The sequence below is a fragment of the Cupriavidus sp. JZ107 genome (assembly GCF_053903255.1).
This window is the reverse complement of sequence record NZ_CP096480.1, coordinates 1,705,497-1,728,008: the sequence shown is the minus strand read 5'-3', so window position 1 is coordinate 1,728,008 and position 22,512 is coordinate 1,705,497. Positions and strand designations below refer to the sequence as shown.

Sequence of the window (22,512 nt, the reverse complement as noted above, 5' to 3'; positions counted from 1 at the left end):
CGCCTTCCGCTTGCGCGCTGACTCTTGACTCTCTCGCTCCCATGACCACGCTAGGAACGCCGCTGTCCCCCCGTGCCACCAAAGTGATGCTGCTCGGCTCCGGAGAGCTCGGCAAGGAAGTGCTGATCGCCCTGCAGAGGCTCGGTGTCGAAACCATCGCGGTCGACCGCTACGAGAACGCGCCGGGCCAGCAGGTCGCGCATCACGCGCGCACCTTCGCCATGAGCGACCCCGAACGGCTGAAGGGGCTGATCGAGGCCGAGCGGCCCGACCTGGTGGTGCCCGAGATCGAGGCGATCGCCACGCCGATGCTCGAGGCGCTGGAAGCGGCCGGCACGGTGCGCGTGATTCCGACCGCCCGCGCCGCGCGGTTGACCATGGACCGCGAGGGCATTCGCCGGCTCGCGGCCGAAACGCTGGGCCTGCCGACCAGCCCGTATCGCTTCTGCGATTCGCTGCAGGAACTGCGCGAGGCCATCGACGGCGGCATCGGCTATCCGTGCGTGGTCAAGCCGGTGATGAGCAGCTCGGGCAAGGGCCAGAGCAAGCTCGACGGCCCGCAGGACGTCGAGCGCGCGTGGGAATACGCGATGGCCGGCGGGCGCGTCAGCCACGGCCGCGTGATCGTCGAAGGCTTCATCGATTTCGACTACGAGATCACGCTGCTGACCGTGCGTGCCCGCGGCGCCGACGGCAACATCGAGACGCATTTCTGCGAGCCGATCGGCCATCTGCAGCAGGCCGGCGATTACGTCGAGAGCTGGCAGCCGCATCCGATGCATCCCGCCGCGCTGCAGAAGGCGCGCGAGATCGCCCGCGCGGTGACCGGCGATCTCGGCGGGCAAGGACTGTTCGGCGTCGAGCTGTTCGTCAAGGGCGAGCAGGTCTGGTTCAGCGAGGTCAGCCCGCGCCCGCACGACACCGGCATGGTGACGATGATCACGCAGTGGCAGAGCGAGTTCGAACTGCATGCGCGCGCGATTCTGGGCCTGCCGGTCGATACCGCGCTGAAGAGCCCGGGCGCGAGCGCGGTGATCTACGGCGGCGTGGAAGGGCAGGGCGTGGTGTTCGACGGCGTCGACGAGGCGCTGCGCGTGCCGCGCACCGATCTGCGGCTGTTCGGCAAGCCGGAGAGCTTCGCCAGGCGCCGCATGGGCGTGGCGCTCGCCTACGATGGCGACGTCGAGACTGCGCGAGCCAACGCGCGAGACGCGGCAAGCAAGGTGGTGCCGCGGCTGCCGGACTGATCGACGTCACCAACCGGCGCAGCGGCCGTACGGATCGGCCCCACGGATCGGCCGCACGCACCTGCCGTACCTGCCGACCAACCCATGCCCCGCCCGGGCCGCGCTCATGCCGCGGCCCTTTTTGTTTGCGAACGAACAGGCGACCCCTGATGTGGGGCAACCGCGGCAGGTAATGCCGCCAACGCGCCGCGCTAACCAGCCGCCGTCGCCAGATGTCGGGCCAACCGGTTTCTCTCCTGGCACAGGCGCCCGCCGAGCTCGCGTTGACGCGCGGGTGGTAGTCGATCCTGGATAGCGGCGATCGACAGGGCGCCCACGACATCGCCGGCTGGCCCTCGGACAGCCACGCCGATGCCCCACGAGCCTTTCAGCACCATCCCCTCGTTGACCGCATAGCCGCGTTGACGCGCAGCATAGATTTCGCGGCGCAGTGTCGTTTCCGTGATGGACGGATAGCGTTCGCGCAGCAGCGGGGCGATCTCCACAAGGCAACGATCCACCTCGGCATCATCGAGTGCCGCCAGCATGGCCAGGCTGCCTGCGCCAACCCCGAGCGGATGCCGGGCCCCGGGTTGCAGAACGTGCGTCTTCAACGGGTAGTCGCCGTCTTCGCGCAGCACGCAAAGCGCATAGATATCGCTGCGGATCGAGAAGAAGGCCGAATCGCCGCTGATCCGTGCCAACCGTGCCGCCGAGTCGGCCGCCTCGCGGCCAAGTCCAAAACGTTCGCTGGCGATGTTGCCGAGCACGTAACACTGCGGGCCGACGAAATAGCGCGCGCTTTGGTCGTCCTGCTCGATCAGGCCTTCCGCGGCAAGGGCTTGCAGCAGGCGGTGCGCGGTTGGCTTGTTGAGCCCGGTGTCGCGCACGAGTTGCGCCAGCGTGGTACCACGCTGGCGGCTCTGGGCGACCGCGCGCAGCAATTGGAGGGCACGGCCGACGGCCTGCGTGCCGGGTATGGTCTCTGTCATGGCGGAATATGGGTCCGTATTGTGGACCATGGTTAACCACTATATTGGTGGGAAACGGTGGTCCCCTCCGTAGCTTGGCGTGTAGGATCTGTCCCGGATATTACGCCAATTGCCAATCGAGGTCCATATAGTGGACCTATGTACGATTCCAGACCCCCGCGAGAGGTAACCCGATGCCGTTTCCTTCCATCATTGGCTGGTACCACCTGCCGTTCGGCAAGTTCGACGATGCCGATCCAGAAGCGATGATTGCCGAGAGCGCGCAAGGCGCGCTGCGGCATGCTGGCGTCCCGGCCGAGGACATCGATTCGGTGCATGTCGGCACCTTCAACGGCGGCTTCGTCTATCAGGACTTCCCATCGGCGCTGGTATTCAACGCCGTTCCCGCGCTGCGCTTCGCCGCCACCGTCCGCTGCGAGAACGCCTGCGCCACCGGTTCGGCCGCGGTGTACTCGGCGCTGGACGCGGTCCGATCCGGCCGCTCACGCTACGCGTTGGTGATCGGGTTCGAAAAGATGAACAGCCTGCCCACCGCGGAAGTTGGCGCCGTGCTGCAAAAGTGCTCGTATGCCAAGGAGGAGGCGGGCGTGGCCGGCGGCTTCGCCGGCATCTTCGGCGGTATCGCGCAAGCCTATTTCGATCGCTATGGCGACCACTCCGATGCGCTGGCGGCGATCGCGGCCAAGAACCATCGGAACGGTGTGGACAATCCGTTTGCGCATATGCGGCGCGACTTCGGCTACGAGTTCTGCAGGACGCCGTCGGAGAAGAATCCCTATGTCGCCGGGCCGTTGAAACGCACCGACTGCTCGCTGATCTCCGACGGTGCCGCCGCGCTGGTGATCGCGGCGGACGATGCTGCTCGTTCCTTGCCCCGCGCAATCGCCTTCAAGGCGGCGGTGCAAGTCAGTGATTTCCTGCCGCTGTCGCGTCGGGACCGCACCGAATTCGCCGGTGCACGGGAAGCATGGCGCCGCGGACTGGCGGAGGCCGGCGTGGGCCTGTACGACTTGTCGCTGGTGGAGACGCATGATTGCTTCACCATTGCCGAGCTGCTCGAATACGAGGCGATGGGGCTGGCCGGCCCCGGGCAGGGCGCCACCGTCGTGCTCGACGGCGTCACGCTGAAGGACGGACGGTTACCCGTCAATCCCTCCGGCGGGCTCAAGGCCAAAGGCCATCCGATCGGCGCTACCGGTGTGTCGATGCATGTCATGGCGGCAATGCAGCTCGCGGGCGAGGCGGGCGGCATGCAGATACCGAACGCATCGCTGGCCGGCGTATTCAATATGGGTGGCGCGGCCGTCACCAACTATCTCAGCATCCTGGAGCGCCGCGCATAAGCGCATGTTCCGCTATCGAGGCAAGCGCCATGTTGACCCGTGTCATGAACCTGGGCGACCTGCTGACGCAGGTCGCACGCCGGCTGCCAGACGCTCCCGGCTTCATCACGCCCACCGCGACTTACCGCTGGGCCGAGATCAATTGCCGTGTGGACGCGGTCTGCGCCGCCTTGCGTGCGAAGGGCGTGCGCAAGGGCGATCGCATCCTGGTCCATTCGCGCAACAACCTGCCCTTGTTCGAGAGCGCCTACGTCGCGTTCAAGCTCGGCGCGGTGTGGGTGCCGACGAATTGCCGTATCGCTCCGCCTGAGGCCGCCTATCTCGGTCGGGCGAGCGGCGCGCGCGTGATGCTGTACGACGGCGGCTTCGAGCACTATGTCGACGCCGTCAAGAAGGCCAGTCCGGCCCTCGAGATCGTGGTGGCGCTGGGCGCGCCTCGCGAGGGCGAGTTGTCGTACGAAGCGATGGCTTCGAGCCGCGCCGAATTCCAGGCCGAGGAGGTGGATCGCGACGATCCGCTGTGGTTCTTCTATACGTCCGGCACCACTGGGCATCCCAAGGCCGGCACGCTGACCCACGGACAGATGGCCTTCGTCATCACCAATCATCTGGCCGATCTGATGCCCGAGCTGACCGCGGCCTCGCGCTCCCTGGTGGTGGCGCCCCTGTCGCACGGCGCCGGCATCCATGCGCTGGTCAACACCGCGCGCGGCGCGGCGAGCGTGCTGCCGGCCTCCGAAAAGCTCGATCCGGAAGAGGTGTGGGCCCTGGTGGAGCGATATCGCGTCGACAACATGTTTACCGTGCCCACCATCGTCAAGATGCTGACAGAGCATGAGGCGGTGGACCGCCATGACCACAGTTCGCTGAAATACGTCATCTACGCTGGTGCGCCGATGTATCGCGCTGATCAGAAGCACGCGTTGCGCAAGCTGGGCCGCGTGCTGGTGCAGTATTACGGGCTGGGCGAAGTCACCGGCAATATCACGGTACTGCCGCGCGAACTGCATCACGAGGACGACGACGCCTGCCGCGTGGGCAGCTGCGGCTATCCGCGTACCGGCATGGAAGTGGCCATTCTGGACGGCGAAGGCAGGCGGCTGGCACCTTTCGAGACCGGCGAAATCTGCGTGCGCGGCCCGGCCGTCATGCTCGGCTACGACGGCAACCCGGACGCCAATGCCAAGGCTTTCCAGGGCGGCTGGTTCCATACGGGGGATCTCGGACATGTCGACCGCGAAGGCTTCGTCTACATCACCGGCCGCGCGTCGGACATGTATATCTCCGGCGGCTCCAATGTCTATCCGCGCGAGGTCGAGGAAGCGCTGCTGACGCACGATTGCGTGCATGAGGTGGCGGTGCTCGGCATGCCCGATCCCAAATGGGGGGAACTCGGTGTGGCCGTGGTGGTGCTCAAGCCAGGTGAAAGCGCGAGCGCCGAGGCGCTGGCCGAGCATCTCGAGGGGCGGCTGGCGCGCTACAAATGCCCGCGGCTGTTCGTGTTCTGGGACGCCTTGCCGAAGTCCGCCTACGGCAAGATCACCAAGAAGGACGTGCGCGCGCGCCTGAACGCAGAGTGGGAGCGGTACTGCGCCACGCAGACGGTTTAGTGCGGCCGTGCACGGTTGCGGCCGGGCCGTCCGGCATTGCGCGGCACCGAGCGGGCTGGGAGCGGCGTGGTGGCACGTGCAAGCCGATGGGAGCGCCAGCGCCCGCGGCGCGTATCCGCGGCCCGGCGACGTCCGCCTGTGCCTGGTCGCCATACCCTCCGGCACGTCCGCCGAGGCGGCGGGCTTGCGGCTGCTGAGCGCCGACGAACGCGACCGCGCCGCCTGCTTTCGCCGTGATATCGATGCGCTGCGCTATATCGCCACCCGCGCGCGGCTGCGGCTGTGTCTCGCCAGCGCGCTCGACGTACCGCCCGGCACGCTGCAATTCTGCGTGGATGCCGGCGGCCGTCCGATGCTGGCTGGCGAGCATGCCGGCCGGCTGGACTTCAACGTTTCCCATAGCGGAGGCTTCGGCCTGATCGCGTGGTCCGCCGAGCGGCGTGTGGGCGTCGATATCGAGCGACGCGAGTTCGCCTGGCGCTGGCAGGCCTTGCTCGACAGCGCATGCGGCGAGGGCGACCGCGCGTGGCTCGCGCGTCAGCCGCCGGGCCGCCGGGCCGCACGCTTCTACGACGTGTGGGCCGCCAAGGAAGCCTTGCTCAAGGCCCATGGTTCCGGCATATCGGCCGGCCTTGCGCATTTCTCCATCGCACCGGGACGCAAGGAAGGCGCCTCTGGTTGCCGCCTGCATGGCGCACCGCCACTGTGGATCCCCACCAACGAAGGGAGCGCGCCCATGCCCCTGCATGGCTATCGCGCACACAGCCTGCCGGGCATCGCGGGCTATGCCGCTTGCGTGTCATGGGCCGTCGATCGCGGCACGAACGTCGCCGCGACGGCCAGCGACAACGGCATGGCGCGCGCGTCGATACGGGGGCGCCGTTAGACAGTTGTTCGCCGCGGACACAGCTGCGCGCACACATGTATCGAATGTCGGCACATTTGCGTCCGCCAGCCTCGAATCCTTCGTCGCCGGGTCCTTGGCATCGAGTTTGCGGTGTGATCCGTCGATGGCGAAACCCTCTCGCTATCGCGGCTCACTCGTTCCCAAACCGATACCAAGCAAAGGACTCCCTCATGGACAACATCGCTCTCCTGGAGAAGCAGATCGAAGAGCACCACGCCATGCTGGCAAATCACCCGGTGTTTCATTCGATCGAATCGATGGACGGACTGCGTACCTTCATGGAATGGCACGTGTTCGCGGTATGGGACTTCATGTCCCTGGTGAAGCGCCTGCAAGCCGATCTCACCACCATCACGCTGCCGTGGGTGGCACCGCGCAACGCCAATGCAGCGCGGCTGATCAACGAGATCGTGCTCGGCGAGGAATGCGATGAAACGCCGAACGGCCATATGAGCCATTTCGATCTGTATCTGCATGCGATGCGCGATGTCGGCGCATCGACCGAGCGCATCGAGCGCATGATCGATCTGCTGCGGAGGGGCCATACCGTACAGGAGTCGCTCAGCACGGTAGGGGCCCCCGCACCGGTGGCACGCTTCGTCAACTCGACCTTCGCCACCTGCTACCAGGGGGCCACGCATCAGGTGCTGGGCAACTTCTTCTATGGCCGCGAGAACGTGATTCCCGACATGTTCCGCACGCTGCTGGACGGCTGGAAGATCGATCCGAAAAGCGTGCCGCTATTGACCTACTATCTGGACCGGCATATCGAGGTCGACTCCGGAGAGCATGGCCCGGCCGCGCGCGCGATGATCGTCGAGTCGGCGGCGAACGACCCACGCAAGATCACCGAGGCGCTGGAGGCCGGCCTGCGTGCCATCGACGAGCGCTTGCGGCTGTGGGATGGGCTGCATGCGCATCTGGTCCTGCAGAAGGAAGAAGTGGCTGCCTGACCCGCCATCCGCACGCGCCGGGCGCCGCGCGGCGGCGCCCCGGCTTTCGTCATGCAAATCGCCGAGGCAAGACCTATGTTGGCACTCGATAGTTATGTCAGCCACGCTGACCAATGGGAGCAGCGCGCGACCATCCGCTCGCGCCCGCGCCGTGTCGTCGAGGATGACGACCTGCGCTATTACCCGGTGGAACGGCAACCACTGTACGCGCATCCCGCGATCGTGGAAGCCGGTCCTAACGTGCAGGACTTCATCCTGCTCCAGAGCTTCTACAAGTACATCAACGACGTCATCATCTTCGAGACCGAAATCGTCAACCGCACCGCGCTGGCGATCGCCAAGAATCGCTTCCCGTTCGAGTTCCCGTTCCCATGCAAGAGCGATGCGATGTCGGTGGTCATCGACGAGCATTACCACGCCTACGTGGCGATGGACTACCTCGATCAGGTGGAGCGCAGCACCGGCATCGCGCCGATCCGGCAGAACAAGGAGATCGAGTTGTCGCGCGCGATACCGCTGGCGATGGCGCAGGTCGCGCAGGAGCACGCGCCGGGCATGGAGCTGATCGCGGTGGCGATTTCCGAGAACACGGTGACGGCCGAAGTGGCGGCATTCTCGCGTGACGCCACGCTCAAGCGCTCGGTCAAGGGCGTGATGGCCGACCATCTGGCTGACGAAGGGCGGCATTCGGTGTTCTGGATCAATCTGGTGAAGCTTTACTGGGCCAACGTGGATGAGGATACCCGTGTCGCACTGGGCCGCTGCCTGCCGTTCTTCCTGCAGGAATACCTGACAGCCGAGCTGCAGCTGGAATTCGATCGCCGACTGGTCGGTGCGCTGGAGCTGCCGTCGGCGGTGCGGGCGCAGATATCCAACGACATGGTGGGCGCGTATCCGATCACCAACAAGCACCCGATGATCGTCAACATCCGCCGCTTCCTGAAGATGTCCGGCCTGCTCGATCACGAGCCCACGCGCCTGGCGCTGGCTGACTACCTGTGAGGAGGGCGTCATGAGAACGCTTGTTTTTGCCGTGACAGGCAACGATGCGCTTGGCGCGCGGATCGCTACGGTGCTGCACGAGATGGGCCACACCGTACACGTCGCCGCGCACGAAGCGGGGCCGCTGCGCGACGCGGCGGAGGCGCTGGGCATTCCGGTGGACGGGCCGTGGCCACCGGCGCAGCGCGTTGAGTGGCTGGTGCAGTCGCATTACCTGCCCGATGCGCCTCTGGCCGCAGCAGATCATGTGCTGGCGTTCGTCGCGCACGCGGCCGATTTCCCGCCGCAAGCCGTGGCCGTGCAATGGTGCGTGCGGGACGATATTGCGGACAGGCTGGCCGCCTCGCGCGAGTGCGCGGTGTCGGCGCCGTTGTGCGGGGCCGACATCGCGCTGGATATCGAGACAGCGGCGGAGGATCTCCTGCTCGAATTCGTTAGCGGTCTTGGCCGCGATGCGGTGCAGATCCACGCGCTGCCCAGGGTCGCGCGGCCCGACACCGAGGCATTGCTCGATTTGCGGCGTTTGGCTGGCTGGCACGCATCGAACGAAACTTCGCGCGTCTTCGCGCTGGACGCCTCGCTGCCTGAAATGGTGGCGCGCACGGCTCGACTGATGCCGTACGCCACCGCGCTGCGGGACGAGGTCGGCGACGTGGACTACCGCACCTTCGTCGGCGCAGCGATCAAGCTGGCACGCCAGCTTGCCACCATGCAATCCGGGGCTCATCAGCAGGCGGCCACGGCGCCGGTCATCGCGGTGCGGCTGCGCAAGTCGCGCTTGCTGTACGCGGCCATGCTCGGGGCCATCGGTGCCGGGGCCGCCTACCTGCCGCTCGATCCGGCGTTCCCGCCGGAGCGCGTGCGAACCATCCTGGAGCAGTCGTGCGCGGTCGGTCTGATCACTGACGAGCATTACGACACGGGGGCGCTGGGCGATCTGCCTGTCCGTGTACTGCGCTATTCGGAGCTGGACGCCAGCGGAATCGACATCGTCTCGGATGCCTGGCCCCTGGAACAGGACGCGCGGCGATCCACGCGTTGCGCAGTCACGATCTTCACCTCGGGATCCACCGGCGTCCCGAAAGGAGTGATGTTGAGCCATCGCAGTATCGTGCACTTCTGCCATTGGTACCGCGATTACATCGAACTGACGCCGGCCTCACGCGTGCTTCAGTTTTGCACCGTGGCGTTCGACGTTTCGCTCCTGGACATCTTCCCGACGTTCCTTGCAGGGGCGATGCTCTGTATTCCCACGGAGGAGCAGCGGCATGCGCTGGACGAGTTGAGCGCGCTGATCGGGGGCAACGCGCTGACGCATGCCTTCCTGCCGCCGGCGCTGCTGGCCGCGATGCCCGATGCAGAATGGCCGCATCTGCGCCATCTGCTGACCGGGGGCGACGTGTGCTTCCCGGAAACGATCGAGCGCTGGAGCCGCGGGCGCGCGTTTCACAATATCTTCGGACCGGCCGAATGCACGGTGCTCGCCACGATCGCAAGGCTGGGCCCGGGCGACAGCAATCGGCTGATCGGCAAGCCCATGGCGAACGTGCGTTGCTATGTGCTGGACGAGCAAGGCAAGCCGGTGCGCACTGGCGAGGCCGGCGAACTGTGCATTGCCGGCGCGGGCGTGGCGGACGGCTATCTGCATCAGCCCGAGCTGACCGCGCGCAGTTTCGTGGCCAATCCGTTTGCGCCGGACGGCGGCCAGTGGCCAGAGGCGAAGGAGGAGCGCATCTACCGCACTGGCGACATCGTGCAGTGGGATCAGCACGGCGGGCTCCATTTCGTCGGCCGGCGCGACGCCCAGGTCAAGATTCGTGGCTTCCGCGTCGAGCTTGGCGAGATCGAAGGCGCGATCCTGAAGAGTGGGCTCTATGGGCAGTGCGCCTGCGTGGTCGACGACAAGAAGCGCATTCGCGCTTTTGTCACGCGGCCGGTTGAGTCGGCCACGCCAGACGCGCTGCGCGAACGGCTTGCGCAGCGGCTCCCGGACTTCATGTTGCCGCAGGAGGTGGTCGTACTGGAGCGGCTGCCGGCCACGCACAACGGCAAGATCGACCGGGCCGCGTTGGTACGGCTGCCATCGCCGCGCGCGGCGCATCTTGCCACCGAGGGCGAGCCGGCAAACGAGGCCGAACGTCAGCTGCGCACCTTGTGGGCCGGCTTGCTGGACCTGGATGAGGCCGAGATCAGCCGAGACGACTCGTTCTTCCATCTCGGCGGCCATTCGCTGCTGGTGTCGCGGCTGATGCTGGCGGTCAAGATGCAGTTTGCCGGCAATGCCCCCCTGGCGCGCTTCATGGAGCGACCGACCATCGCCGCGCTGGCCACGCTGCTCACCGATCGCGAGCAGAAGAAGGGCGATCAGATCCCCGAACGTGTGTACGAGGACATGCGGCTGCCCGACGACGTCTGGCCGGTGGAAGGGGTGCGCAAGCGCGCTGGCGACCCGGAGGCGGTGCTGCTGACCGGGGCCAACGGCTTCCTCGGCAGTTTCCTTGCCGCCGAGCTGATCGCGCAAACGCGCGCCACCGTGTATTGCCTGATTCGTGCCGAAGATGCGGCGGCCGGACGCGCGCGGCTGGATCAGGCCCTGCACGCCAACGGCCTCACCGCGCTGGTCGGGCATCCCCGGGTACGGGTAGTGCTGGGCGATCTGGCCAGGCCCCGACTGGGGCTGTCGCCGGACGCGTGGCGCCACCTGGCGCGCGAGATCGATGCCATCTATCACAACGGCGCGCACGTCAACCACGTCTACGACTACCCGTTCCTCTACGAGGCCAACGTCGGCTCCACGCTGGAGCTGCTGCGGCTGGCCTGCGACCACCGCAACAAGTCGCTGCACTTCGTCTCCACGCTGTCAGCGGCGAGCGCAATGGACGGCGGCGGCATGGTGCTGGAGGAGGGCCCGGCGATGAATGCGCCCGCCTTCGTCAACAACGGCTACAACGTGTCGAAGTGGGTCTCGGAACATCTGGTGTGGGAGGCATTGCAGCGCGGCTTCGATGTGACCATCCTGCGGCCGGGCAATATCACCGGGGTGGCGGCCACCGGACTGTGCCAGCCCGACCGCAATCGCATCCTGCTGCTGGTCAAGGGCTCGGTGCAGCTTGGGTACGCGCCGGCCGGCGATACCGCCTTCGATTTCAGTCCGGTGGACGCGCTGGCCCGGGCGATGGTCCGCTGCACCCTGGATCCGCGGCGCGACGCCGCGGTGTTTCATCTGCAGAACCCGCAACCGCTGAGTTGGGAGGACTACCTCGGCGCGCTTGCCCGCCTTGGCTACGACTTGACGCTGGAGGACCCCGCGGCCTGGCGGCGGCGGTTGCCGTCGATCGACGAGCGCAATGCGCTGTTCGACGTGGTGGCGTTCTATCTGGACGATAGCCAGGAGGACATCGGCGACATGTCGCGGATCGCCTGTGCGCGCACCACCGCGACGCTGGCACGGCTCGGCGTGGCCTATCCCGCCAAGGACCGGTCGCTGCTGGAGAGCCATTTCCGCTATCTCGTCGAGAGCGGCTTTCTGCCGCGCCCGGCACCGCGGACAGCGCGTTCCCGCGATGCTGCCGACGCTCTGAACTCCGCGCCGCAGTCGGCGTGAGAGCCGCGGCGCGCCCGCGCCGTGGCTGCTGTAGGCGATGTTGTTGCCGTACTTCCCGCTGCATTTTTCTTCAACCAGGAGAGCACCATGCTGCAAAAGACCCGCACCACACTGCAACCCGATACGCTGATCCGCAACCTCGATACCAGGCTGCACGAGGGCATCGCCGACCTCGACGCTCCCGCGCGCAAGGTATGGGCGGTGGTAGGCCGATTCGACGGCTACAACCGCTTTGTCACCGGACTGGAGCGTATCGAGATGACCGGTACTGCCACCGGCCTGCGCTCGCTGCGCAACAAGTTCTTCACCGGCGGCGACCTGGTCGTCGAACAGCTCAACTCGCGCAATGACGACGCCATGACGATGACCTGGACGCTGATCTACACGACGTTCGATATCGGCAACATGTGGGCGTCGATGGAGGTGATCCCGCGCGGTGACAATGCCTGCACCGCCATCTACCGTATTGTCGGCGAGGCGCGTTCCGGTGATCCGAAGGACCAGCCGGCCTTCGACGCCTTCGCCGAGGGCTTCCTCAAGATGGCGATGGGCAACCTGCGCGAGCTGTTCAACAAGCAGTAAGGTTGACGAGGCCGCGCCGCCGTATGGCGTCACCCTGCGACTGCGGTGGTCCAGCGGGCAGCGCGCCTCCGGCAAACACGCCGCCGCCGCTCCGTGCGGCGGCCTCCTTTCCCGCAATGCTCTGAGGCGATCCGACATGGATAGACACTTACCGCCGGCTGGCAATTGGACGCTCGCGCAACGCGCCGTCCGCATGAAGCCGTCCGCGCTGCGCGAACTGCTGAAGGTGGCAGAATGCCCGGACATCATCTCGTTCGCAGGCGGGCTGCCGTCCCCTCTGGCACTGCCCGCTGCACCGCTGCGCGAGGCTGCGGCGCGGATCCTGCGCGACGACGCCATCGCCGGGCTCCAGTACGGGCCGAGCGAAGGCTTCACGCCGCTGCGCGAGGCCATTGCCGCGTGGCACAGCCGTGCTGGGCGGCGCATCGCGGTGGAGCAGGTGATCATCACGACCGGCTCGCAACAGGGGCTCGACCTCGTTGCGCGTGTGCTGGTCGATCCTGGCAGCAAGGTGCTGGTGGAAAGTCCAACCTACCTCGGAGCGGTCCAGGCACTCGCTCAATACGAGCCGCGGTTCGCGCAGGTTCCGATCGATGCACAGGGGCTGCTGCCGTCGGCGCTGGACGAGGCCATGATCAGCGACGCGCGCCTCCTCTACACGCAGCCCAATTTCCAGAATCCCACCGGACGGAGCCTTTCCGCGCAACGCCGCGCGGAACTGGTGCGCCGCGTGCGCGGCCGCGGCGTGGTGCTGATCGAGGATGATCCGTATGGCGAGCTCAGCTATGGCGCCCCGGTGCCCCCATCGCTGCTGTCGATGGCACCCGAACAGGTGGTTTATCTAGGGTCGTTCTCCAAGGTACTGGCGCCGGGCATGCGGGTGGGCTATCTGGTCGCCCCCGAGGAACTGGCGATCAAACTGGTGCAGGCCAAGCAGGCCAGCGACTTGCATACCGCGGGCCTGATGCAGCGGCTGGTGCATGAGGTGTTCACCGACGGCTTCCGCGGGCGGCATGTCGCCGGCTTGCGCGAGCGGTATCGTCGCCAGTGTGCCACCATGCTGGCCAGTCTCGCGCGGCACATGCCGGACGGCGTCACGTGGACCCGTCCCGCTGGCGGCATGTTCCTGTGGCTGACCTTGCCCGGAGGTCTGGACAGCGCACGGCTGTTCCACGACGCAATCGAGGCGGGTGTCGCCTTCGTGCCTGGCGCGTCGTTCTATCCGTTGGCGGCCCGGCATGACACGCTACGCCTGTCGTTCACCACCGCATCGCCGGAGCAGATCGAAGACGGGGTGGCACGGCTGGCGGAGGTGGTGCGGTCGCACCTGCAGCGAGGGCAGTAGGGTGGCCGGGCGCGATGCGGCCGGAACGGGCCATCATCAGGGGGGGCGGACGTGCCGCTGCCTTGCCGTCATGGATGGACCAGCAACGCGACCGTTGCGGCGACGTGATGGAGCTTCCGATGACCGCATGGGCCGCCGCCATCGCGCGATTGCGGCGGCCCAACGCAACCCTATGACGGATTGGACGGCGCGGCATCCGTCTGCGGCAACCACTCCTGCAGCACGCATTCCACCGTGATAAACGACAGATTGGAGCCGCGCACTAGACGGCCGGCAAAGACCTGACTGTCGACACCGGACAGGATGGCGGTCAGCTCGGTCAGACCCGCGGCGCCATCGCCGTCGCGTTGCAGGCGCACCTCGCCGGTCAGGCTGACGATCTCCACGCCGGGCCCGGGAACGCGGATCAGCGCGGCGGAGTCGCGCGCATGGGCAAGGCAACCGTCGACGAGGCTGCCCACAGCGCTGCGGACCACTGCATGGGCAATGCCGTACTGCCGGCACAAGCGTTCCAGCGCTTCGATCAGATCTTCGTTGGGCTTGAGGCGCGCCACCAGGGTGCGGCCGTATTCGCCGTTCTCCAGCTTGATTTCGGGACCGGCGATCATGACCGCGCCTCCTCGACTTTCGGTCCAAAAAGCGTGAAGAGGGTCTCGGTGTCCGCGAAGTGCTCGAAACCGCCGCGTTGGAACGCGGTCATTCGGACCAGCAGCGGTGTGGTGCCCACGATCAGCCGATCCAGGATGACATGCCCCCCATGCAGCAGATGGTCGGAGCCGAGGAAAGCGGCATGACAGTGCAGCGCCGTCCCTCCGGCGGCATCGCGGCCGATAGTAAAGGTGCCGTGCAGCGCGGTCGCCTCGCCCGCATCGAGGAGCGGTGCGCCATACGTATAAGGCCGGTCGCCGGCGTCGGCCTTGACCACCACGTGATACTGAAGGCGGCACGCCGACCCATGCAGGATGCGACCGCAGCCGCTGTGAAGGCCGTGATGGTCGATGACATGCCGCAATACCGCGCCGGCGTTGCTGCCTGAGGGAATCTCGACGCGCAGCTCGCGCGTCTTTCCTACCTCCGCGGCCTGCACCCGCGGGTAAGCGGATGGGCCAGGATGGCGGAACGTTCGTGGTTGGGAAAGCATGGTTGAACACCGGAGTTGAGGGTGCGATTGTTTAGCAATTTGAATGCCCAGGACCCATCGCGCCTGTTCCATGGTGAACCCGCCGATTCAAGCGGCTTGCAGGACTGCATTGCGTAAAACGCTGCGACAGTTGTCGCAGCTTTTCAAACAGTTGTCGTCTGGGACAGCTGTGCCGGCATGCCGAGTTGATCGGCCATTTCGATAAAGCGCCCGACGCAGGGATTGACCGTGTCAGCGCTCCACACCAGCGCCACGTCGATATAGGGGGGCTGGAGCAGCGGAATGAAACGCACGTTGTCCGCGTGGGAGGTCTGCATCGAGCTGTGCACCAACGCTACGCCGAGGCCCTGCCCCACCAGGTTGACGATGGTCTGCTGGTAGTTGGTTTCCAGGCGGATATGCGGCGTGAATCCGGATCGCCGGCAATGTTCGACGATGGTGTTGTAGATAAAGGGGGAGGCGCCCTGCGGCGAGATAATGAAGTCATCACCGCGCAATTCGGATGCCGAAATGGCTCTGCGCTCGGCCAGAGGATGATCGTCGGGCAGCACCGCGACCAGCGGCTCGCGGAAGATGGTGCGCGTTTCCAATTCCACTCCGGCATCGGACGGATACATGATGCCGACATCCACCTTGCCCGCGCGCAGGTCGTTGACCAGCGAGGTGGGAATGTTCTCGCTCAATTTCAACGTGACCCGCGGAAACGCAAACGCGTAGGCACGCGTCAGCGTGGGAAGGATGCTATATGCTGCGGCGAACATAAAGCCGGCAACCAGCGTGCCTTCCTCGCCGATATTGGCCGCGGTGGCATGGGCGCGCGCCTGGTCCACCGTGGCCAGCGCGGTCTTGGCATCGCGATAGAAGCGGCGTCCCGCCGCGGAAAGCTGCACATTGCGGCGTGTGCGTTCGAACAGCACCACGCCGAGCTCGCTTTCCAGCATGGCAATCTGGCGCGAAAGCGGCGGTTGGGAAATATGGAGAATGCGCGCGGCGCGGCCAAAGTGAAGGGTCTCGGCCAATACCACGAAATAACGTAGCTGCCTTAGCTCCATGTACGAATCCAAGCGGCGAACGATGAATTCAATTGATATCGTGGCGGTATGACTGAAAGCATCATAACGTATTGGCGGTCATAAATATACCGCGCTATGCTTTACCGTGGCGCATCCAGCCGAAGCGGCGCGCCGCCATCGCCATCGCCGGGTCACAAGCCGGCGCGATGCCCGATAACCACTAAATAAGGGACGCCATGAAAGCCCGTGATCCCCAGGACTACACACGCGAACCCACCATTCGCCCGGCTTGGCCGTCGTTGTCCCAGCTATGCGGCGAGGACCCGGCGATGCTTGCCACCCTAGATCGGGCCCGCCTGCTGATAGACCGCAAGCTTCCCATTTTGATTCTCGGAGAGACAGGAACCGGCAAGGAATTTCTGGCGCGCGCATTGCATGCCTACAGCAATCGCCGCGATGCCTCGCTGGTATCAGTAAATTGCGGTTCGATTCCCGAAAATCTGATTGAAAGCGAATTATTCGGCTATCAGCGCGGCGCGTTTTCCGGCGCCCTGTCCACCGGAATGAAGGGAAAGGTGGTGCAGGCGCATGGCGGCACGTTGTTCCTCGACGAGATCGGCGATATGCCCGCCGCCCAGCAGACAAGGCTGTTGCGCGTGCTGTCCGAACGTGAGGTGACGCCGATCGGATCGGCCGCGCCGATCACAGTCGACTTGCAGCTGATCTGTGCCACGCACCAGAACATCGAAATGCGCGTCCAGGCCGGTGCCTTCCGCGAGGACTTGTATTACCGCATTGCGGTTGGCATCGTGCATCTCCCGCCGCTGCGTGCGCGGCGAGATCGCGCCTGGCTGCTCGACGCCATCCTGGCCGCCGAGGCGCAAGGTGCCAATGCCGCCAGCGTGATGGACGACGAGGCGCGCGAGATCATGACGACGTATAGCTGGCCCGGCAATCTGCGCCAGATGCGCTCGGCCATTCAGTATGCATGGGCAGTCAAGAGCGGCGACCGCATTCGCGCCTGCGATCTGCCCCCGAACGTGCTGGCCAATTTCGGTCGGCCGCATGTCGCGCTGGCCGGGAAGGGCAGCGCGGCTTCGGTGTTTTCCGGCCAACTCGGCCGGCATTCCGTCACGGTCCCGAGACTGGCCCAAGCCTACGGATTGCCAGCGGCTCCGAGCAACGGCACCGAAGCGCAAGCGCCGACCGGCGATGAGCGCGAGAACATCATCCGCGCGCTGACCGCGAGTCGCTGGAATATCTCGGCAGCATCGCGTGAGTTGGGAATGTGCCGGGCCTCGCTTTATCGCAAGCTGCGGCAGTTGCGTATTCCTCATCTGCGGGACGTTGGCAGCGACCTGCTGCTGACGATGGGCTGATCGCGCGGTGCGTTGAGGCCCGACCAGCCGACGTCGCAGGGATCAAGGCGGGGGACGGCACGGTTCGCCGCCCCGCCTCCACGCCGCACCATGCGTGGCGTTCAATCGTTCGAAACCGATCCCGCGCCGCGCGTCAACGCCATTCGACCGGCATGGTCCTGTACGAACTGCACCGCCACACGGCCGGAACGCGCACCGCGTGCCAACGCCCACTGCAATGCTGGTTCACGCGCCGCCTCGATCGCCGTGGAGTCGAATCCGAGCGCTGCCAGCCGGCTCTCGACGATGGCGAGATACTCGCGCTGGCCGAAGCCGTAGAAGGTCACCCACAGACCAAAACGCTCCGACAGCGAGATGCGCTCCTCCACCGCGTCGCCCGGATGCAGTTCGCCGTTCTCGTCCAGGGCGGTGCCGACGTTGTCGCTCGCGCTTTCGGGCAATAGATGGCGTCGGTTGGAGGTAGCGTACACGAGCACATTGGAAAGAGCGGCGCCGACCGAGCCATCCAGCACGGTTTTCAGGGTCTTGTAGCCGGTTTCTCCGACATCGAACGACAGATCGTCGCAAAACACGATGAAGCGCTCGGGGCGCCGGCGCACCAACTCGACGATGCGCGGCAGTTCGTTGAGGCCAGGTTTGTCCACTTCAATCAGACGCAGTCCCTGCGGAGCGAACGCATGCAGGCAAGCCTTGACGATCGACGACTTGCCGGTACCGCGCGCGCCCGTCAGCAGCACGTGGTTGGCACCGAGGCCGAGCACAAACTGCCGCGTGTTCTGCCGCACCGCCTCTACTTGGCGGTCGATGTTGTGCAATGCGTCGAAGCCAATCAGCGCCGGCTCCCGAATCGGTTCCAGCGGCGGCACGCGACCAGAGCCATCGAGCCCTCGCCAGCGGAACGCTATCGCCGCGTCGAAGTCCACGGCAGGCGGCGATGCGGTGCCGCTCAACATCTCGACCGCGCGCGCAATGCGTGCAAGTTCGGCGACGATCGTGGCGTGGAGTCCCGCTCCGCTTTCCGGCGCGGAGGCTGGCGTGACCGCTGCCGCGTACGGGTCGGGCGCTGAGTCGCGCAGATGGGCCTTCATTGCCGCACCGCGTCCGTTGCCTGCATCGGCGCGCGCAATCGCTGCGCCAGCACCACGCCGAGCAGGGCGAGGCCACCGCCGATCACGTGGTAGCGGTGCAGCGCTTCATCAAGCATCAATATCGCCAGTGCTGCGGTGAACAGCGGCAGAAGGTTCATGAACATGGCGCAGCGGCTGGGTCCGAGGTAGTGCACGCCACGCATCCAAAGATAGGGCAGCACGACGGAGGCGAGCACGCCGGCATAGAGGATCAACGGCAAGCTCGCGGCGGTAGGCACTCGCGCGCTGGCCGGAAGACTCAGCACCATCGGCACCATGAAGACCAATGCGGCGAGGGCCTGCACGTATGTCGACTGCCACGCCGGCAGCCCCAACTCCCAGCGCTTGAGCAGTACGCCGTATAACGCATAGGCCAGCGCCGCGAGCAGCATCAGCAGATCGCCGGGATGAAAGCTCTGGCTCAGCCAATGGGCGGGCTCTCCCCGCGAGATCAGATGCACGACGCCGATCAGGGAAAGCAGTCCGCCGCCGACCATGCCCACGGTGGGCGCCTCGCGCAGCAGCGGGCTGCCGAGCGCCATGGTCAGCAGTGGAACCAGCGCGGTGATGATCGCCATATTGGTGGCGGTGGTGGTTTTGGCCGCCTCGTACGAGAGCAGCTGGAACAGCGTCATGGCGAGAAATCCCAGCAACGCCAGGCGCGGCAACTGGCGGCGCACCACGGCGCGGTTCGCCCATGTCGGGCGCAGCAGCCAAAGGCTCATCAACGCGGTGGCAAGCAACAGCCGATAGAAGGTCACCGCCACCGGATCGATTGCCGATGCGCTCAATTTGGACACGATCACATTGCCGGCCCACAGCGCGACGGCCGCAAGCGGCATCAGGAAATGCGGTGGGTTCATCGCGGAAGATTGGTTCATGGCGCGCTATTGCTTATGATGGTAATCACGTCGATCGCGGCATGTACGCCGCCAGGCCATCGTGCCAGCCAGTGAAACCGCCTGTCTAACTCCAATATGTCAACCCGTATCGCGAAAGGGACAATCGCTGCGACCGATCCGCACGCGCACCTGCCTTACGAAACCACGTCGATGCCGGTCTCTGCGATGGCCGCTTGGTATCCCCATGGCACTGTCATCTCCCCGCATCGGCATCGCCGCGCGCAATTGCTTTACGCCGTCGAGGGCGTGATGCATATCGAGTCGGAACGGGGCTCCTGGGTCGTGCCGCCTACGCGGGGCGTATGGCTCGAAGCCGGGCTCGATCACACGGTGCAGATGAGCGGCGACGTCAAGATGCACTCGGTGTTTGTCGAGCCGGACATGGCCGAGCCATTGCCTGAGCAAAGCTGCGTGGTGGAGATTCATCCGCTCCTGCGCGAGTTGCTTGTCGCTGCGGTGGGCGTGCCTCTGGATTACGCTCCCGCGTCGCGGCACGATCTTCTGATGCGCTTGCTGCTGGCCGAGATTCCAGCGGCTCCGCTGTTGCCGATGTATCTCCCATGGCCGCGCGACACTCGGCTGCGCGCCATCTGCGAAGCGCTGCTGCGCGCGCCGGACGATGCGCGCGCGGTAAGCGAATGGGCTGCAATGATCGGCCGCTCGGAGAAAACGCTGCACCGGCGCTTTCGCAGCGAAACCGGCCTGACGTTCGGCCAGTGGCGGGAACAGGCGCGACTGCTGCTCGCGCTAAAACGGCTGGCGCGCGGCGACAAGATCCTGACGGTGGCGATGGATCATGGCTACAACAGCCAGAGTGCCTTCACGGCGATGTTCAAGCGGCATTTCGGCATGACACCGTCGCGCTTTTGTCAGTAGGGGGCAGCATTGCCACCCCCTCCAACAGCACCAAGCGGAATCAACGATCGACCAGGCTTTCCATTAGTCCCGTGTAGCGGGGCCCGGTAGTCGCCCCCCGTGGCATTGCCGCATCGAGTTCCGCCAATAGTGCAGGATCGACAGCGGCCGACGCCGCCGCCAGATTTTCTTCGAGCCGCCGCACATGCCGCGTGCCGGGGATCGGGACAATATCGCTGCCGCGCGACAGCACCCACCCCAGCGCCAGCTGCGCCGCGGAGACACCTGCTCGCTGGGCGTAGGTCTGCAGGATCCGGGCGAGCCGCATATTGGCGTCGAAGTTCGCGCCCTGCAGGCGCGGGTCGGAGGTGCGGCGGCTGTCGCCCTCGGGGAAGTCCTCGGCGCGTCGCGCCGTGCCGGTCAGGAAGCCACGACCGAGCGGGCCGAAAGGTACCAGCCCGATGCCTAGTTCGCGCAGGCAGGGAAGGATATCGCTCTCGATATCACGCTCCCATAGCGAGTATTCGCTCTGCAGCGCGGTGACGGGATGCACCGCATGCGCCCTCCGAATGGTTCGCGGCCCCGCCTCGGACAGCCCGAAATAGCGCACCTTTCCCGCCTTGACCAACTCGCCGACCGTGCCGGCCACATCCTCGATCGGCACGGCCGGATCGACCCTGTGCTGATACAGCAGATCGATATGGTCGGTGCCGAGCCGCTGCAGGCTGGCATCGACGACGGAGCGGATATGTTCGGGCCGGCTGTCGGTGCCCGCTATCTTGCCGGCGGAGTCGACTCTAAAGCCGAACTTGGTCGCAATCACTGCGCCATCGCGGCGTCCGGCCAGCGCCCGGCCCAGCAGTACCTCGTTCAAATAGGGCCCATATACCTCGGCCGTATCGAAGAAGGTGCAGCCCAGTTCAAGCGCGCGGTGGATCGTGCGGATCGATTCCGCCTCGTCGGCGGGCCCGTAGGCGTAGCTCATGCCCATGCAGCCAAGACCCAGAGCGCTTACCACCAGGCCCTGGCTCCCCAAAGATCGTGTCGGCAGCATCATGTCCTCATCGAAGGGTTTGAATTTCCGTCGCCGCTAACGGGACGGGATGCGAAGACGACAAGGGGGGCTCGCCGCGATGTCGACGTCCGGGCCACCTTGCCGCGGCGTGACAAGCAATTGCCCTGCCACCGGCCGTTGGACCGCTGGACCGCCCATGGACACGACCCGCCGGCCGGGCATCGGATGCGGCAATGAGACAGGTGTCGCATCGGCTCGACAGTTGACGGCCAGTTGTGTCCGTCGTGCCCCCGCCGCGATGCGCGGCTCCACCAGGGCCAACGGCAGGTATCGCGCGCAATCCCAGGTAAATCCAGCGTTTGCCGGCGTGCGTCCGTGCGCTGCACAGACCTGCCTGCATTGCCATGCCGCTGGCCTTCAAATTGCTATGAATGGACGCCTCGTCGCACAACTGGCGGCGAGGTCATAGTCAAAAGAAAACAGGAGACGCCTATGTCCTCGCTATCCCGTCGCGATTTTTTGTTGCGCACGTCTTTCGCCGCCGCGGCCACTGCCTTGGGCGCCGGCGCGCTTCCGGCCCAGGCCGCCGAATTCACGCTCAAGTACGCCAACAACCTGCCCGACACGCACCCGCTCAATGTTCGCGCCAAGGAGGCGGCCGCGCGCATTGCGAGCGAAACGCGCGGCCGCGTGTCGTTGCAGATCTACCCGGCGAACCAGCTCGGCAGCGATACCGACATGCTGTCGCAGGTGCGCTCGGGCGCCGTCGATTTTTTCACGCTGTCGCCGCTGATTCTCGGCACGTTGGTGCCCGCCGCGCAGATAAGCGGCATCGGTTTTGCGTTCAAGGACTATGGCCAGGTTTGGGCGGCGATGGACGGCGAGGTGGGCGCGCGCGTACGCGCCGAGATCGCCAAGACCTCGCTGATCGCGTTCGACAGGATCTGGGACAACGGCTACCGGCAGATCACCACCAGCACCAGGCCGGTACGGCAGCCGGACGATTTGAAAGGCATCCGACTGCGGGTGCCGATGAGCCCGCTATGGACTTCGATGTTCCGCACGCTGGGTGCATCGCCGGCCAGCATCAACTTCGCCGAGGTCTATTCGTCGTTGCAGACCAAGGTGGTGGAGGGCCAGGAGAATCCGCTCGCCACCATCGTGGCGGCGCGACTCTACGAGGTGCAGAAGTACTGCTCGCAATCCAACCATATGTGGGACGGCTTCTGGTTCCTGGCCAATGCCCGCTCCTTCGGCCGGCTGCCGAAAGATCTGCAGGACATCGTGCGCGCATCGATCAATGACGCAGCATTGCAGGAGCGCGCCGATGTCGCGCGTCTGAACGCGTCGCTGCGCCCCGAGCTGCAGGGCAAGGGGCTGCAGTTCAACGAGGTCGATGCCGAAGCGTTCCGTCAGCGGCTGCGGGTGGGTGGCTTCTATGCGGAATGGCGTCAGCGCTTCGGCGACCAGGCCTGGGCCACGCTGGAGAAATACACCGGCAAGCTGGGGTGAACCG

At 65.8% G+C, this 22,512-nt stretch carries 19 protein-coding genes; 12 read left to right on the top strand and 7 right to left on the bottom strand.

From position 1 onward, the window contains the following. Positions 1 to 41: 41 nt before the first annotated feature. Positions 42 to 1,247: a formate-dependent phosphoribosylglycinamide formyltransferase gene (gene purT / locus M1D55_RS07435; protein ID WP_456280539.1), complete on the top strand. Its 1,206-nt coding sequence runs from the start codon at positions 42 to 44 to the stop codon at positions 1,245 to 1,247. A gap of 191 nt (positions 1,248 to 1,438) precedes the next feature. On the opposite strand, the gene M1D55_RS07430 is transcribed toward purT, so the two are convergent. Beyond that, positions 1,439 to 2,218 (bottom strand): IclR family transcriptional regulator, encoded by a 780-nt coding sequence (locus tag M1D55_RS07430; protein WP_456280538.1) that lies wholly within the window; start codon positions 2,216 to 2,218, stop codon positions 1,439 to 1,441. A gap of 173 nt (positions 2,219 to 2,391) precedes the next feature. On the opposite strand from M1D55_RS07430, the gene M1D55_RS07425 reads away from it, so the two are divergent. The 8 genes from M1D55_RS07425 (at position 2,392) to M1D55_RS07390 (ending at position 13,564) form a co-directional block, all read left to right on the top strand. Beyond that, positions 2,392 to 3,561 carry an acetyl-CoA acetyltransferase gene (locus M1D55_RS07425; RefSeq protein WP_456280537.1) on the top strand — a complete coding sequence of 390 codons (1,170 nt, stop codon included), beginning with the start codon at positions 2,392 to 2,394 and terminating at the stop codon, positions 3,559 to 3,561. 29 nt (positions 3,562 to 3,590) lie between these two features. Then, positions 3,591 to 5,171 (top strand): acyl-CoA synthetase, encoded by a 1,581-nt coding sequence (locus M1D55_RS07420; protein ID WP_456280536.1) that lies wholly within the window; start codon positions 3,591 to 3,593, stop codon positions 5,169 to 5,171. A gap of 76 nt (positions 5,172 to 5,247) precedes the next feature. Then, complete coding sequence (locus M1D55_RS07415) at positions 5,248 to 6,057, top strand: 4'-phosphopantetheinyl transferase family protein (RefSeq protein ID WP_456280535.1); 810 nt, start codon at positions 5,248 to 5,250, stop codon at positions 6,055 to 6,057. Between the two features lie 191 nt (positions 6,058 to 6,248). Continuing rightward, positions 6,249 to 7,031 carry a DUF3050 domain-containing protein gene (locus M1D55_RS07410; protein WP_456280534.1) on the top strand — a complete coding sequence of 261 codons (783 nt, stop codon included), beginning with the start codon at positions 6,249 to 6,251 and terminating at the stop codon, positions 7,029 to 7,031. Between the two features lie 75 nt (positions 7,032 to 7,106). Then, positions 7,107 to 8,033 carry a diiron oxygenase gene (locus tag M1D55_RS07405; RefSeq protein WP_456280533.1) on the top strand — a complete coding sequence of 309 codons (927 nt, stop codon included), beginning with the start codon at positions 7,107 to 7,109 and terminating at the stop codon, positions 8,031 to 8,033. A gap of 10 nt (positions 8,034 to 8,043) precedes the next feature. Further along, positions 8,044 to 11,637 carry an amino acid adenylation domain-containing protein gene (locus M1D55_RS07400; RefSeq protein ID WP_456280532.1) on the top strand — a complete coding sequence of 1,198 codons (3,594 nt, stop codon included), beginning with the start codon at positions 8,044 to 8,046 and terminating at the stop codon, positions 11,635 to 11,637. Positions 11,638 to 11,724: 87 nt separating this feature from the next. Beyond that, complete coding sequence (locus M1D55_RS07395) at positions 11,725 to 12,219, top strand: SRPBCC family protein (protein WP_456280531.1); 495 nt, start codon at positions 11,725 to 11,727, stop codon at positions 12,217 to 12,219. Between the two features lie 136 nt (positions 12,220 to 12,355). After that, entirely contained in the window at positions 12,356 to 13,564 is a 1,209-nt protein-coding gene (locus M1D55_RS07390; RefSeq protein ID WP_456280530.1) for an aminotransferase-like domain-containing protein, read from the top strand. A 170-nt stretch (positions 13,565 to 13,734) separates the two neighbouring features. Here M1D55_RS07390 and M1D55_RS07385 read toward each other — a convergent pair whose 3' ends face one another. The 3 genes from M1D55_RS07385 to M1D55_RS07375 form a co-directional block, all read right to left on the bottom strand. Beyond that, positions 13,735 to 14,172: a PPC domain-containing DNA-binding protein gene (locus tag M1D55_RS07385; RefSeq protein ID WP_456280529.1), complete on the bottom strand. Its 438-nt coding sequence runs from the start codon at positions 14,170 to 14,172 to the stop codon at positions 13,735 to 13,737. Beyond that, positions 14,169 to 14,705 carry a PCC domain-containing protein gene (locus M1D55_RS07380; protein ID WP_456280528.1) on the bottom strand — a complete coding sequence of 179 codons (537 nt, stop codon included), beginning with the start codon at positions 14,703 to 14,705 and terminating at the stop codon, positions 14,169 to 14,171. The genes M1D55_RS07385 and M1D55_RS07380 overlap by 4 nt, the downstream gene beginning before the upstream one ends. Positions 14,706 to 14,848: 143 nt before the next feature. Then, the gene (locus M1D55_RS07375; protein WP_456280527.1) at positions 14,849 to 15,757 is read right to left on the bottom strand and encodes a LysR substrate-binding domain-containing protein; all 909 of its coding nucleotides are present in this window, start codon (positions 15,755 to 15,757) and stop codon (positions 14,849 to 14,851) included. 197 nt (positions 15,758 to 15,954) lie between these two features. On the opposite strand from M1D55_RS07375, the gene M1D55_RS07370 reads away from it, so the two are divergent. Continuing rightward, positions 15,955 to 17,097 (top strand): sigma-54-dependent Fis family transcriptional regulator, encoded by a 1,143-nt coding sequence (locus M1D55_RS07370; RefSeq protein WP_456280526.1) that lies wholly within the window; start codon positions 15,955 to 15,957, stop codon positions 17,095 to 17,097. Between the two features lie 101 nt (positions 17,098 to 17,198). Here the strand turns inward: M1D55_RS07370 and M1D55_RS07365 are convergent, their stop codons facing one another. Then, positions 17,199 to 18,185 carry an ATP-binding protein gene (locus M1D55_RS07365; protein ID WP_456280525.1) on the bottom strand — a complete coding sequence of 329 codons (987 nt, stop codon included), beginning with the start codon at positions 18,183 to 18,185 and terminating at the stop codon, positions 17,199 to 17,201. Continuing rightward, the gene (locus tag M1D55_RS07360) at positions 18,182 to 19,087 is read right to left on the bottom strand and encodes a DMT family transporter (protein WP_456280524.1); all 906 of its coding nucleotides are present in this window, start codon (positions 19,085 to 19,087) and stop codon (positions 18,182 to 18,184) included. The genes M1D55_RS07365 and M1D55_RS07360 overlap by 4 nt, the downstream gene beginning before the upstream one ends. Before the next feature lie 189 nt (positions 19,088 to 19,276). On the opposite strand from M1D55_RS07360, the gene M1D55_RS07355 reads away from it, so the two are divergent. Then, positions 19,277 to 20,002: an AraC family transcriptional regulator gene (locus M1D55_RS07355; protein WP_456281323.1), complete on the top strand. Its 726-nt coding sequence runs from the start codon at positions 19,277 to 19,279 to the stop codon at positions 20,000 to 20,002. Positions 20,003 to 20,042: 40 nt separating this feature from the next. Here M1D55_RS07355 and M1D55_RS07350 read toward each other — a convergent pair whose 3' ends face one another. Further along, positions 20,043 to 21,035 (bottom strand): aldo/keto reductase, encoded by a 993-nt coding sequence (locus tag M1D55_RS07350; RefSeq protein WP_456281322.1) that lies wholly within the window; start codon positions 21,033 to 21,035, stop codon positions 20,043 to 20,045. Positions 21,036 to 21,488: 453 nt separating this feature from the next. Here M1D55_RS07350 and M1D55_RS07345 point away from each other — a divergent pair, with 453 nt between their 5' ends. Next, on the top strand, positions 21,489 to 22,508 hold the full coding sequence (locus M1D55_RS07345; RefSeq protein WP_456281321.1) for a TRAP transporter substrate-binding protein: 1,020 nt from the start codon (positions 21,489 to 21,491) through the stop codon (positions 22,506 to 22,508). Positions 22,509 to 22,512: the final 4 nt, after the last annotated feature.